At 67.2% G+C, this 12,869-nt stretch carries 11 protein-coding genes and 1 riboswitch; of the genes, 5 read left to right on the top strand and 6 right to left on the bottom strand.

Annotated elements, in window-relative coordinates:
• The first annotated feature begins 1 nt into the window (after nucleotide 1).
• The 3 genes from sdhA to ERC79_RS05200 all read left to right on the top strand — a co-directional run bounded on the left by sdhA (nucleotide 2) and on the right by ERC79_RS05200 (nucleotide 4,075).
• A complete protein-coding gene (gene sdhA, locus ERC79_RS05190) occupies nucleotides 2-1,753 on the top strand; it encodes a succinate dehydrogenase flavoprotein subunit (RefSeq protein ID WP_131576331.1) in 1,752 nt (583 codons plus the stop codon).
• On the top strand, nucleotides 1,753-2,529 hold the full coding sequence (locus tag ERC79_RS05195) for a succinate dehydrogenase iron-sulfur subunit (RefSeq protein WP_131576333.1): 777 nt from the start codon (nucleotides 1,753-1,755) through the stop codon (nucleotides 2,527-2,529). Before sdhA ends, ERC79_RS05195 begins: the two co-directional genes overlap by 1 nt.
• Before the next feature lie 181 nt (nucleotides 2,530-2,710).
• Nucleotides 2,711-4,075, top strand: coding sequence for a D-alanyl-D-alanine carboxypeptidase family protein (locus ERC79_RS05200; protein WP_131576335.1), 1,365 nt, complete (start codon nucleotides 2,711-2,713; stop codon nucleotides 4,073-4,075).
• A gap of 6 nt (nucleotides 4,076-4,081) precedes the next feature.
• Here the strand turns inward: ERC79_RS05200 and yhjD are convergent, their stop codons facing one another.
• The 5 genes from yhjD to ERC79_RS05225 form a co-directional block, all read right to left on the bottom strand.
• Nucleotides 4,082-5,107 (bottom strand): inner membrane protein YhjD, encoded by a 1,026-nt coding sequence (yhjD, locus tag ERC79_RS05205; RefSeq protein WP_131576337.1) that lies wholly within the window; start codon nucleotides 5,105-5,107, stop codon nucleotides 4,082-4,084.
• An 8-nt stretch (nucleotides 5,108-5,115) separates the two neighbouring features.
• Nucleotides 5,116-6,171, bottom strand: coding sequence for a tryptophan--tRNA ligase (gene trpS / locus ERC79_RS05210; RefSeq protein WP_131576339.1), 1,056 nt, complete (start codon nucleotides 6,169-6,171; stop codon nucleotides 5,116-5,118).
• A gap of 52 nt (nucleotides 6,172-6,223) precedes the next feature.
• Nucleotides 6,224-7,027: an exodeoxyribonuclease III gene (locus ERC79_RS05215; protein WP_131576341.1), complete on the bottom strand. Its 804-nt coding sequence runs from the start codon at nucleotides 7,025-7,027 to the stop codon at nucleotides 6,224-6,226.
• A gap of 37 nt (nucleotides 7,028-7,064) precedes the next feature.
• Nucleotides 7,065-8,180, bottom strand: a complete 1,116-nt coding sequence (locus ERC79_RS05220) for an MFS transporter (RefSeq protein ID WP_131580764.1) — start codon at nucleotides 8,178-8,180, stop codon at nucleotides 7,065-7,067.
• Nucleotides 8,181-8,360: 180 nt separating this feature from the next.
• Nucleotides 8,361-9,578 (bottom strand): NADP-dependent isocitrate dehydrogenase, encoded by a 1,218-nt coding sequence (locus ERC79_RS05225; protein ID WP_131576343.1) that lies wholly within the window; start codon nucleotides 9,576-9,578, stop codon nucleotides 8,361-8,363.
• A gap of 311 nt (nucleotides 9,579-9,889) precedes the next feature.
• Nucleotides 9,890-10,005: riboswitch (SAM riboswitch) on the top strand.
• 137 nt (nucleotides 10,006-10,142) lie between these two features.
• Between ERC79_RS05225 and ERC79_RS05230 the strand changes: the two genes are divergently transcribed.
• Both ERC79_RS05230 and ERC79_RS05235 read left to right on the top strand, forming a co-directional pair.
• Complete coding sequence (locus ERC79_RS05230; protein ID WP_131576345.1) at nucleotides 10,143-11,456, top strand: bifunctional o-acetylhomoserine/o-acetylserine sulfhydrylase; 1,314 nt, start codon at nucleotides 10,143-10,145, stop codon at nucleotides 11,454-11,456.
• The gene (locus ERC79_RS05235; protein WP_131576347.1) at nucleotides 11,453-12,592 is read left to right on the top strand and encodes a homoserine O-acetyltransferase; all 1,140 of its coding nucleotides are present in this window, start codon (nucleotides 11,453-11,455) and stop codon (nucleotides 12,590-12,592) included. Before ERC79_RS05230 ends, ERC79_RS05235 begins: the two co-directional genes overlap by 4 nt.
• A 12-nt stretch (nucleotides 12,593-12,604) precedes the next feature.
• Here the strand turns inward: ERC79_RS05235 and ERC79_RS05240 are convergent, their stop codons facing one another.
• Nucleotides 12,605-12,850, bottom strand: coding sequence for a DUF3017 domain-containing protein (locus tag ERC79_RS05240; RefSeq protein WP_131580766.1), 246 nt, complete (start codon nucleotides 12,848-12,850; stop codon nucleotides 12,605-12,607).
• Nucleotides 12,851-12,869 lie beyond the last annotated feature (19 nt).

A 12,869-nucleotide genomic window follows, 5' to 3' on the forward strand; every position in this document is an offset into this window, starting at 1 on the left:
CATGCAGGAACATCGTTATGACGTCGTCATCGTCGGCGCCGGCGGCGCAGGCATGCGCGCAGCCATCGAGGCCGGGCCCCGCGCCCGCACCGCGGTCCTGACCAAGCTGTACCCCACGCGCAGCCACACCGGTGCCGCGCAGGGTGGTATGTGCGCCGCGCTGGCCAACGTCGAGGAAGACAACTGGGAGTGGCACACCTTCGACACCGTCAAGGGTGGCGACTACCTCGCTGACCAGGACGCCGTCGAGATCATGGCCAAGGAAGCCATCGACGCGGTGCTCGACCTCGAGAAGATGGGTCTCCCCTTCAACCGCACGCCCGAGGGGAAGATCGACCAGCGTCGTTTCGGTGGTCACACCCGCGATCACGGCAAGGCTCCGGTTCGCCGGGCCTGCTACGCCGCGGACCGTACCGGCCACATGATCCTGCAGACGCTTTACCAGAACTGCGTCAAGCACGACGTCGAGTTCTTCAACGAGTTCTACGCGCTCGATATCGCAATGACGGAGACCCCTGAGGGTCCCGTCGCGACCGGTGTCATCGCCTACGAACTGTCCACCGGCGAGATCCACGTCTTCCACGCCAAGTCGATCGTGTTCGCCACCGGTGGCTCGGGCCGCATGTACAAGACGACGTCCAATGCACACACCCTCACCGGTGACGGCATGGGCATCATCTTCCGCAAGGGCCTGCCGCTCGAGGACATGGAGTTCCACCAGTTCCATCCGACGGGCCTGGCCGGACTCGGCATCCTCATCTCCGAGGCCGTCCGCGGCGAGGGCGGCATCCTCCGTAACGCCGACGGCGAACGGTTCATGGAGCGTTACGCCCCCACCATCAAGGACCTCGCGCCGCGCGACATCGTCGCCCGCTCGATGGTGCTCGAGGTGCTCGAGGGTCGCGGCGCCGGCCCGAACAAGGATTACGTCTACATCGACGTCACGCACCTCGGCGAGGACGTGCTCGAGGAGAAGCTCCCCGACATCACCGAGTTCGCGCGCACCTACCTGGGCGTCGACCCGGTCACCGAGCTCGTCCCGGTGTACCCGACCTGCCACTACGTCATGGGCGGTATCCCCACCAAGATCCGCGGTGAGGTGCTGCGCAACAACGAGGACATCGTCCCCGGCCTGTACGCCGCCGGCGAGTGCGCGTGCGTGTCGGTGCACGGCGCGAACCGTCTGGGCACCAACTCGCTGCTCGACATCAACGTCTTCGGCCGCCGCGCCGGCATTGCCGCCGCAGAGCACGCCGAGAACAGCGACTTCGTGCCGCTGCCGGAGAACCCGGCGAAGATGGTCGAGGACTGGCTCCAGGTCATCCTGTCCGACCACGGCCACGAGCGCGTCGCGGACATCCGGACCGAACTGCAGCAGACCATGGACAACAATGCATCGGTGTTCCGCACCGAGACCACGCTGACCCAGGCGCTCAAGGATGTGCGTGCTCTCAAGGAGCGCTACAACCACATCACGGTCCAGGACAAGGGCAAGCGCTACAACAGCGACCTGCTCGAGGCCGTCGAGCTCGGCTTCCTGCTCGAAATGGCCGAGGTCACCGTCGTCGGCGCACTCAACCGCAAGGAATCGCGTGGCGGCCACGCCCGCGAGGACTACCCGGACCGCAACGACGCCGAGTACATGCAGCACACCATGGCCTACAAGGTGGGCGACGGTCTGCTCTCCGACATCCGTCTCGACTACAAGCCGGTGGTCCAGACCCGCTACGAGCCCATGGAGCGTAAGTACTGATGTCCGCACCTGTCATGGACAAGGACGCACCCGCGCTGCCGCCCGTGCCTGAGGGCGCCGTCATGGTCACCCTCAAGATCGCCCGGTTCAACCCCGAGGACGGCGAGGGCCAGCACTGGGAGAGCTTCCAGGTCCCCACTCTGCCGACCGACCGTCTGCTGAACCTGCTGCTGTACGTGAAGGGCTATCTGGACGGCACCCTGACGTTCCGTCGCTCCTGCGCGCACGGCGTGTGTGGCAGCGACGCGATGCGGATCAACGGCGTCAACCGTCTGGCCTGCAAGGTCCTGATGCGCGACATGCTGCCCAAGGACGGCCGGCCGATCACCATCACCGTCGAGCCCATCAAGGGTCTGCCGGTGGAGAAGGATCTGCTCGTCGACATGGAGCCCTTCTTCGACGCTTTCCGCGCCGTGAAGCCGTTCCTCATGACCTCGGGCAACGAGCCGACCCGCGAGCGCATCCAGTCGCAGGCGGACCGGGCCCGCTTCGACGACACCACCAAGTGCATCCTGTGTGCCTGCTGCACCACGTCGTGCCCGGTGTACTGGAGCGATGGCAGCTACTTCGGCCCGGCCGCGATCGTGAACGCGCACCGCTTCATCTTCGACAGCCGTGACGAGGGCGCCGCCGAGCGTCTCGACATCCTGAACGACAAGGAAGGCGTGTGGCGCTGCCGCACGACCTTCAACTGCACCGAAGCATGCCCCCGTGGCATCCAGGTGACGAAGGCGATCCAGGAAGTCAAGCGCGCGCTGCTCTTCGCCCGCAAGTGATGTTCCCGTAGCACTCTGCTCAACCTCGTTTTGCGCACTTGTCGCTGTTCCCGGTGTTTCCGGGGCGCGACAGGTGCGCAAAACGCGTATCAGGGGCAGGTCATGTGAGGGTGCCGCGACACGCCCGTGACCAGTCTCACCGCGACACTCAGGGACACCTTCCCTACCCTGGACTGTCGTAATGACTGCTCTCGACAAGACTGTGCTCGACAGGACTGTGCTCGACAGGACTGTGCGACGGCGCATTCTGCTGACTGCCACGGCCGCCGCGTTCGCCTTCGGTGCCGCGGCTGCTCCGGCAGCTGCGCTCCCCGCAGCGGCCCAGCCACCGCCGGCGGTCGATGCCGGTGTCGCGCCCACCACCACTCCCCCGTTCAGCACCCCGAGCACCGACAGCTGCCCGCACCGCGCGTCGCCGCCCCCGGCGATCGACTTGTCCGAGGTGCCGCGCCCCGGAGAGACGGCGCCGGCGCCGGTCCCGGTGCCGGACAGCCCCGTCGGCGGCGACGCGCTCGGCGGCTGTGGCATCGTCACCGCCCCGGGTACACCGCCGCTACCTGCCGAGATCTCCGCGACCGGCTGGCTTGTCTCCGACCTCGACACCGGCCAGGTCCTCGCCGCGAAGGACCCGCACGGCCGCTACCGGCCCGCCAGCACGATCAAGGTGCTGCTCGCGCTCGTGGCGCTGGACGAACTCGACCTGAACACGACGATCGTGGCAGACACCGCGGCAGCGTCCGTCGAGGGCAGTTCCGCCGGTCTGGGTGTCGGTGGCACATATACCAACCTGCAACTGATGCAGGGCCTCGTGATGCGGTCCGGCAACGACGCCGCCGAGGCGCTCGCACAGCAACTCGGGGGCGTCGAGGCCACGGTTGCCAAGATGAACGCGATGGCGCAGACCCTCGGCGCACTGGACACTCGGACGGCGTCTGTCTCGGGGCTGGACGGCCCCGGCATGTCGACCTCCCCCTACGACCTCGCGCTGGTCTTTCGCGCGGCGATGCAGAACCCGACATTCGCTCAGCTGATCTCGACGGAGTCGATGATGTTCCCGGGTCACCCGGCAGACCCCACCGTGCCCGACAGCAAGCCGGTCGAGCCCTACCCGATCTACAACGACAACCTGCTGCTCGCAAACTATGCGGGCGCGCTCGGCGGTAAGACCGGCTACACCGACGATGCCCGCCAGACGTTCGTCGGTGGCGCCGACCGGGACGGCCGCCAGCTCGCAGTGACGCTCATGGCCGCGGACGTCCTGCCGATCCGGCCGTGGGAACAGGCCGCACGCCTGCTCGACTACGGCTACGCACTCGATCCCACGGCGTCGGTGGGGACGCTGGTCGATCCAGTTCCGGTGTCCGGCGGGCCGGCCGTCCTGGTCGCCGGCCCCGATACCCACGGACCGGGAGGAATGGACCTGGCATCGGGCTCGGACCTGCCCAACAAGGACCTGGCCGGCCGCGTCGCGGTGGGTGTCGTCGGCTCCGGTGTGGTCGTGGGGCTGCTCGGCTGGGCCCGTGCACTGGTCCGACGGCGCCGCTGACGCCCGTCAGTCGCCGCGCCGCTTCCACAGCCCGGCGAGGCCGATCGCGGCCAGTGCGCCGGCTCCGGCCAGTGCGAGGGCCTCACGCACCGACGGGGTTCGTCGTACCTCCACCCGCGGCCGGATGACCGCCGAGTCCGGTGGCGGCACATGCGCGTTGGCGAGGTTCTCGTGCGCCGTCGCCGCCCACGCCGTGACGAACAGCAGCAGCCGGGCCGTCAGATAACTGAACACCAGCAGACCGATGATGGGGCCGAATGCCACACCGGCCGGCCCGCGGCTGACCACCGCCAGGTAGATCGCGCCGACCTGCCGGAAGATCTCGAACACGATTGCCGCGGCCAGTGCGGCCCGAGCCGCACTGCGCAGCGTCACTGGTTCCCGCGGCAGACGCGCGATCACCCAGGTGAACACCGCCCAGGTTGCGAGCAGGCCGACGGCGAACGACACGATTCGCACGAGGACCCCGATTCCGGTCACATTCTCCGCGCCGAGCCATTCGATCACGCGGGTCGCGACCGGTCCGTTGCTGAGCGCCGACAATCCGAACGAGACCACCAGGGCCAGGCCCAGGCCGAGTAGCGCGACGAAGTCTCTCAGCTTGGTCATGATCATCCCGCGCGGCTCGCGGGTGGTCTCCCACATCGCCGTCAGTGCGTCGCGCACATTCGCAATCCACCCGAGCCCCGCGTATGCGGCGCCGAGCAGACCCAGCACACCGACGCTGGTACGGGCGTTGATCGCGGAGTCGATCAGATCATTGATCGTCTCACCCAGCCCGCCGGGGATGTTCTGGCTCACCTGGTACTGAATCTCGGTGAGCCACTCGGGATGACCGGCGAGGAGGAAGCCCCCGACTGCGAACGCGACCATCAGCAGCGGCACCAGCGCCAGCACCGTGAAGTAGGTGATCCCGGCGGCGTAATAGTCGCCCTTCTGCTGCTGATAGCGCCCACCCGCCCGGATCAGGTGATCGAGCCACGGCCGCGCGGCTCGCTGCCTGTCGAGAAAGCTCGGCGCGTCGTCCGCCATGTGTGGATCTACCCCCTACTGGTCAGAAATCCCACCTTCTCATAGACCTGACCAAGTGTCCGGGCAGCGACCTCGCGGGCGCGATCAGCGCCTGCGGCCAGGATGCCGTCCAACTCGGTGCGATCGGACAGGTAGCTGTCGACCCTCGCTCGGAGCGGAGTGACGAACTCGGCGAGGACCTCGGCGGTATCGGACTTGAGATCGCCGTAACCGCGACCCTCGTAACCGGCGACGAGATCCTCGATGCTCTTGCCCGACAGCGCGGACTGGATCGTGAGCAGGTTGCTCACGCCGGGCTTGTTCGCCTGATCGAAACGGATCTCGCGCTCGTTGTCGGTGACCGCCGACTTGATCTTCTTGGCCGAGACCTTCGGGTCGTCGAGCAGGTTGATCAGGCCCGCCGGAGTCGGGCCGGACTTGCTCATCTTCGACCGCGGATCCTGCAGGTCGTAGATCTTCGCGGTGCCCTTGATGATCTGCGGCTCGGGAATCACGAACGTCTTACCGAAGCGGGTGTTGAAACGACCGGCGAGGTCGCGGGCGAGCTCGAGATGCTGGCGCTGGTCCTCTCCCACCGGGACGCGCTGCGGGCGATAGAGCAGAATGTCTGCGGCCATCAGGACCGGGTAGGTGAACAGACCGACACTCGCCTGTTCGCTGCCCTGCCGGGCCGCCTTGTCCTTGAACTGCGTCATCCGGCTGGCCTCACCGAAACCGGTGATGCAGTTGAGCACCCACGCCAGTTCCGCATGCTGAGGCACCTGGCTCTGCACGAACAGCGTCGAGCGCTCGGGGTCGATGCCCAGAGCCAGCAGCTGCGCAACCGCCCGCAGAGTGCGCATGCGCAGCTCCTTGGGGTCCTGCGGCACCGTGATGGCATGCATGTCGGGGATAAAGTAGAACGCGTCGAACTCGTCCTGCAGCGGCACCCACTGCTGCAGCGCACCGAGGAAGTTGCCGAGGTGGAACGAGTCCGCGGTCGGCTGGATTCCGGAGAGAACGCGCGGCTTGGCCGGCGCCGGGGCAGCGGGGTTCGTCTGGGTGTTCTCTGCAGTGCTCGACATGGTTCTCGATCCTGTCACGCGCCGCGATCGGCAATGCGAGCGAGGTGCGTCGTCAGCGGAACTGGACCGTAACGGGTGCGTGGTCGGACCAGCGCTCTGCGTACGTGTCGGCCCGTTCGACGCGGGACTCCTTGGCACGCTCGGCGAGACCCGGAGTGGTCAGGTGATAGTCGATGCGCCAACCGGCGTCGGTGTCGAACGCTTTGCCGCGGTAGGACCACCACGAGTACGGCCCGTCGACGTCGGGGTGCAGCGTGCGCACGACATCCGTCCAGGCACCGTCGGCGAACAGCGAGTCGAGCCAGGCACGCTCGCCCGGCAGGAACCCGGACTTCTTGACATTGCCCTTCCAGTTCTTGATGTCCCGCTCGGTGTGCGCGATGTTCCAGTCGCCGCACACCACCATCTCGCGACCCGCGGCTGCGGTCGACTCCGCGCTGCGCGCCAGGTGCGCGGCGAAGGACGCCATGAAGCGCTCCTTCTCCGCCTGCTTCGGCGTCTCCGCCTCTCCGGTGGGCAGGTAGAGGCTGCCCACGGTCACCGCGTCGAAATCGGCTTCGATGTAGCGGCCGGCGTCGGCGAATTCGTCGTCGCCGAATCCGATCCGAACGGCGTCGGCCGGACGGCGGGACAGGACCGCAACCCCGTTGCGGCCCTTGGCGGACGGCTCGGCAGAGGCCAGGTGCCAGCCGGTGTCGACGGCGGGCGCGAGCGTTTCGTGCAACTGCTTGTCCGAGGCCCGAGTCTCCTGCAGGCACACGACATCGGCCTGCGAACCCTCGATCCACTCGAGCAGCCCCTTGCGGGCGGCGGCGCGGACGCCATTGACATTGACCGTGGTGATGATGTGTGGCACGCGAAGAACCGTAGCCGACGGAAGGGACACGGGGCCGTCACCGGCGAGCCGTCACCACCGCTACGGCGAAGATCCCTGCACCAGCGACAGCGAGAACCGCTCCCACCAGGGCGGGTGCGGTGTAGCCGAATCCGGCAGCGATGACGACGCCGCCGATCCACGCTCCGAACGCATTGGCGAGGTTGAAAGCCGCATGGTTCAGCGAGGCCGCGAGGGTTTGGGCGTCCGCCGCGACGTCCATCAACCGGGTCTGCAGGCCCGGGCCCAGCGCCGCGCCGGCCACACCGACCAGAAAGAGCACGACCAGCGCCGTGTAGGGGTTGTGTGCGGCTGCGGCGAACAGGGCGAGCAGCACCGCGAGTGCGCACATCGCCGCGAACGGCCCCCTGGTGGGGGCCAGGTCCGCCAGGCGGCCACCGACGACGTTGCCGAGCACGAGACCGACTCCGTAGATCATGAGAGCGATCGGCACGAGCGCTTTCGGGAGCCCCGCCACGTCGGTCAGGGTCGTGCTCACGTACGTGTAGACGGCGAATGTACCGCCGCAGCCCACCGCGGCAACCGCCAGCGTCAACCACACCTGGCCGCGCCGCAGGGCGCCGAGCTCGACGACCGGACTGGTGACGCGGATGTCCCGCAGCGGTGGCACCCACGCCGAGATCGCGAGCACGGTCACCGCAGCGATCGCCGCGACGAGTGCGAACGCGCTGCGCCATCCCAGGCCCTGTCCGATCCATGCCGCCGCGGGCACGCCCAGGACGTTGGCGATCGACAGCCCCATCAGCACCGAGGCAACCGCCTTGGCGCGGTGACCGCGCTCTGCGAGGTGCGCGGCCACCAGCGATGCGACACCGAAGTAGGCGCCGTGCGGCAGTCCGGCGACGAACCGCGCGAGCATCAGGGCCTCGTAGTTCGGGGCAAGCACGGTGATGCCGTTCCCGACGGCGAAGGCGACCATCAGCGCGATCAACAGCCTCTTGCGGGGCATGCGTGCCGCGAGGGCGGCGATGAGCGGCGCGCCCACCACCACGCCGAGTGCGTACGCAGTGATGACGTGCCCGGCCGTCGGCTCGCTGACGCCCGTCCCAGCCGCGATCTCGGGCAGCAGGCCCATCGCGACGAACTCGGTGGTGCCGATGCCGAAGCCACCCATCGCGAGCGCGAACGTCGCCCGGCGACGCGCCGCCGACGACAGATGTGTGCCCGTAACCACCGGGGCGGGGGCCGAGACCGTCACGAGACCATGCTTTCCATCGCGAGGACGTTAGTGAACAAAAGGAAACGGGACGTTCCCAGTAGGGGAACGTCCCGTTTCGGTGAAGGGGTTACGCGATTACGCGCGGGCCTTCTGCAGATTCTCGTCGAGCGTACCGAGGAACTCCTCGGTGGTCTGCCAACCCTGGTCGGGTCCGATCAGCAGTGCGAGGTCCTTGGTCATCTGGCCGTTCTCGACGGTCTTGATGACGACATCCTCGAGCTGCTGCGCGAAGTCGATGACCTCGGGGGTGTTGTCGAGCTTGCCGCGGTGCTCGAGTCCCCGGGTCCACGCGAAGATGGACGCGATCGGGTTCGTCGAGGTGGGCTTGCCCTGCTGGTGCTGGCGGTAGTGGCGCGTGACGGTGCCGTGTGCGGCCTCCGCCTCGACCGTGCGGCCGTCCGGGGTCATCAGCACGGAGGTCATCAGACCCAGCGAGCCGTAACCCTGTGCGACGGTGTCCGACTGCACATCGCCGTCGTAGTTCTTGCAGGCCCAGACGTAGCCACCCTCCCACTTGAGCGAGGAGGCGACCATGTCGTCGATGAGGCGGTGCTCGTAGGTGAGGCCCGCAGCGTCGAACTCTGCCTTGAACTCCTCCTCGTAGATCCGCTGGAACTCGTCCTTGAACATGCCGTCGTAGGCCTTGAGGATCGTGTTCTTGGTGGAGAGGTACACCGGGTAGTTCTGCTGCAAACCGTAGGCCAGCGACGCCCGCGCGAAGTCCTGGATGGACTTCTTGTAGTTGTACATACCCATGACGACGCCGCCGTCTTCGGGCATCTGGCACACCTCGTGCTGGATCGGCTCGGAGCCGTCCTCGGGGGTGTACGTGATGGTGACGGTGCCGGCGCCGGGGACCTTGAAGTCCGTGGCGCGGTACTGATCACCGAACGCGTGACGGCCGACGATGACCGGCTTGGTCCAACCCGGGACCAGACGCGGAACATTCGAGATCAGAATCGGCGCGCGGAAGATGGTGCCGCCGAGGATGTTGCGGATGGTGCCGTTCGGGGAACGCCACATCTTCTTCAGGCCGAATTCCTCGACCCGAGCCTCGTCGGGGGTGATCGTCGCGCACTTGACGCCGACGCCGTGCTCCTTGATTGCGTTCGCCGCATCGATCGTCACCTGGTCGTCGGTCGCATCGCGATGCTCGATCCCCAGGTCGTAGTACTCCAGATCGACATCCAGGTAAGGATGGATCAGCTTGTCTTTGATGAACTGCCAGATGATGCGAGTCATCTCGTCGCCGTCGAGTTCGACGACCTTGCCTTCGACCTTGATCTTGGACATGGGGGCTTCGCGTCCTCCTAGGAAGTTTCCCTGGTTCCGTTCCCTGGGTAATGCGGGTGTGCGGGCCACTTTGTGAGTGAGCCCGCCAACGGTTCAATTATCAAACGTATACGGTCCGGGCCCCCGGGTGAGGGACGACCCAAACATGACGAGCGTACTGCTATCGCTCGCTGCCGCAACCGCGACCCCGGAACCGGAGACGCTACCTACCGGTAACTTTGCGGACTCCGAGACCCACGCGGACCCTTTCGCCGGAAATATCCGGTGCCCTGCTTTTCCCGCACCGGTATCTGCCGCTAAGATCACGGCAAGGTCATGAGTGTCAGCATCGAGCCCCGGCTTGCTGGCCGGCAACCCTCCAACCGCGGTGGGGTGCCCCGGGTGATGACCAGGTTTCCCGACGCAAGTCGGGTGACAAGCGCGGGTCCGCTGGGACGGACCCACTGACCGGGCCATGCCCCACCGGAGGTTCATCATGTGTTGTTGTCGCAGATAGCCCAGATTCCCGGGCGCGCGCGCGGCGCTGCGCCGACACCACTTTCAGAACCTGGAGTTAGAGCACTCATGACCGAAATCACGGATGCCACGATCGATCCGACGGCCAACTGGAGCTTCGAGACCAAGCAGATCCACTCGGGTCAGTTGCCCGACGGCGCCACCAACGCCCGCGCGTTGCCGATCTACCAGACCACCTCGTACACGTTCAACAACACCGACCACGCGGCGGCGCTGTTCGGGCTGGCCGAGCCGGGCAACATCTACACCCGCATCATGAATCCGACGCAGGACGCGGTCGAGCAGCGGATCGCCGCCCTCGAAGGTGGCGTCGCGGCACTGCTGCTGGCCTCCGGCCAGGCGGCCGAGACGTTCGCGATTCTCAACCTCGCCGAGGCCGGCGACCACATCGTGTCGAGCCCGCGCCTGTACGGCGGGACGTACAACCTGTTCCACTACTCGCTGCGCAAGCTCGGCATCGAGGTCTCGTTCGTCGAGGATCCCGACGATATCGAGCAGTGGCGTGCCGCCATCCGCCCGAACACCAAGGCGTTCTACGGCGAGTCGATCTCCAACCCGCGCAACGACATCCTGGACATCCCCGGGATCTCGAAGGTCGCACACGAGAACGGCCTGCCGCTGATCGTCGACAACACGGTCGCGAGCCCGTACCTGATCCGTCCGTTCGAGCACGGCGCAGACATCGTCGTCCACTCGGCCACCAAGTACCTCGGCGGCCACGGCACCGCGGTCGCCGGCGTGATCGTCGACAGCGGCAAGTTCGACTGGACACAGGGCCGGCACACCAACTTCACCACGGCCGACCCCAGCTACCACGGCGTGGTGTACGCAGACCTGGGCGCACCGGCCTTCGCCCTCAAGGCGCGCGTGACGCTGCTGCGCGACCTGGGTGCGGCCATCTCGCCGTTCAACGCATTCCTCATCGCGCAGGGCATCGAGACGCTGAGCCTGCGGATGGAGCGCCACGTCGCAAATGCGAAGGCCGTTGCCGAGTACCTCGAGGCCCGGCCGGAGGTCACTTCGGTGTCCTACGCCGGTCTGCCGTCGTCGCCGTGGCACGAGCGTTCCAAGACGATCGCCCCCCGCGGCACCGGCGCGATCGTTGCGTTCGAGCTGGCCGGTGGCGTCGACGCGGGCAAGAAGTTCGTCAACGCTCTGAGCCTGCACAGCCACGTCGCCAACATCGGTGACGTCCGCTCGCTGGTCATCCACCCGGCATCGACCACCCACTCGCAGCTGACTCCGGCAGAACAGCTGGCTTCGGGTGTGACACCGGGGCTGGTCCGGCTCGCGGTCGGTATCGAGGGCATCGACGACATCCTCGCCGATCTCGATGCCGGGTTCGCGGCGGCAGCATCTTGACAGTCAGCTCTGTGCGCAACGCCCGTCCGGCCGGATTTCCTCCGCCGGACGGGCAGTTGAGCAGCATCCAGATCGGCTCACTCGAGCTCGAGAACGGTGTAGTGCTGCCCGATGTGACTCTCGCGATCCAACGGTGGGGCGAGCTCTCCCCCAACCGGGACAACGTGATCCTCGTCGAGCACGCGTTGACCGGTGACTCGCACGTCACCGGTCCCGCGAACGACGAGCATCCCTCGCCCGGCTGGTGGAACGGGATGATCGGCCCAGGCGCTCCGATCGACACCGACGAGTGGTGCGTGCTCGCGACCAACGTGCTCGGCGGCTGCCGCGGCACGACCGGCCCAGGGTCACTCGCCGCCGACGGCTCGGTGTGGGGTTCCCGGTTCCCGGAGATCTCCATCCGCGATCAGGTGACCGCCGAGGTCGCGCTGGCCGACCTGCTCGGTATCGAACGTTTCGCGGCCGTCGTCGGCGGCTCGATGGGCGGCATGCGCGCGCTCGAGTGGATCGTCGGTCATCCCGACCGGGTCGCCGCGGCACTGATCCTCGCGGTGGGTGCGCGCGCGACGGCAGACCAGATCGGCACGCAGACCACTCAGATCGAGATCATCACCAACGATCCGGACTGGCAGGGCGGCGATTACCACGGCACCGGTCGCATTCCGCGCACCGGACTGGGCCTGGCCCGCCGGATCGCACACTTGACCTACCGCGCCGAGAACGAGCTGGACTCGCGGTTCGCCAACCACAACCAGGGTGACGAAAACCCTTGGGACGGCGGACGCTACGCAGTGCAGAGCTATCTCGAGCATCAGGCCGACAAGCTGGTTGCGCGGTTCGACCCCAGCACCTACGTGCTGCTCACCGAGGCGATGAACCGCCACGACGTGGGACGCGGCCGCGGCGGCGTCGAGGCCGCGCTGGCGTCCACCGACGTTCCGGTGATCGTCGGCGGAGTGGACTCGGATCGGCTGTACCCGTTGCGACTGCAGCAGGAACTCGCAGACGGGCTGCCCGGCTGCGCCGGGTTACGCGTGCTCGAGTCCAAGGATGGGCACGACGGTTTCCTCACCGAAGCCGCCGCCGTAGCCAAGCTACTGACCGAGACGATCGAACTGGCGCGCGCGGCCCGCTAGGTCCGCAACGCGTCAGTCGGTGCCGAGTGGATCGATCGAGACCGCGAGCCCGATGATCGCGACGCCCACCAGGGTCATCGCGCCCACGTCGAACCACTTGCCGCGCACCTCGAGTAATCCGACGCGTTCGGGCGCGAGGATCGCACGCAGCACCGCAGCCAGCAGCATGGCGCCGCCGAGGACGAAAGCGCCTCGCCGCCAACGGTCGGCGATGACCAGCACAAATGCGGCCGCCACCACGAGGAGGACGGCCAGCATCGGCAGGTTCCGGCGCGCG

This window comes from Rhodococcus sp. ABRD24, from assembly GCF_004328705.1.
Lineage (GTDB): Bacteria > Actinomycetota > Actinomycetes > Mycobacteriales > Mycobacteriaceae > Prescottella.

Excerpts from the sequence above, each read along its gene's own strand:
- ERC79_RS05230 (WP_131576345.1), top strand. The coding sequence starts at position 10,143 with ATGACCGAAATCACGGATGCCACGATCGATCCGACGGCCAACTGGAGC.
- sdhA (WP_131576331.1), top strand. The coding sequence starts at position 2 with ATGCAGGAACATCGTTATGACGTCGTCATCGTCGGCGCCGGCGGCGCA.
- yhjD (WP_131576337.1), bottom strand. The coding sequence starts at position 5,107 with ATGGCGGACGACGCGCCGAGCTTTCTCGACAGGCAGCGAGCCGCGCGG.
- ERC79_RS05225 (WP_131576343.1), bottom strand. The coding sequence starts at position 9,578 with ATGTCCAAGATCAAGGTCGAAGGCAAGGTCGTCGAACTCGACGGCGAC.
- ERC79_RS05200 (WP_131576335.1), top strand. The coding sequence starts at position 2,711 with ATGACTGCTCTCGACAAGACTGTGCTCGACAGGACTGTGCTCGACAGG.
- ERC79_RS05240 (WP_131580766.1), bottom strand. The coding sequence starts at position 12,850 with ATGCTGGCCGTCCTCCTCGTGGTGGCGGCCGCATTTGTGCTGGTCATC.
- trpS (WP_131576339.1), bottom strand. The coding sequence starts at position 6,171 with ATGTCGAGCACTGCAGAGAACACCCAGACGAACCCCGCTGCCCCGGCG.
- ERC79_RS05220 (WP_131580764.1), bottom strand. The coding sequence starts at position 8,180 with ATGGGTGGCTTCGGCATCGGCACCACCGAGTTCGTCGCGATGGGCCTG.
- ERC79_RS05195 (WP_131576333.1), top strand. The coding sequence starts at position 1,753 with ATGTCCGCACCTGTCATGGACAAGGACGCACCCGCGCTGCCGCCCGTG.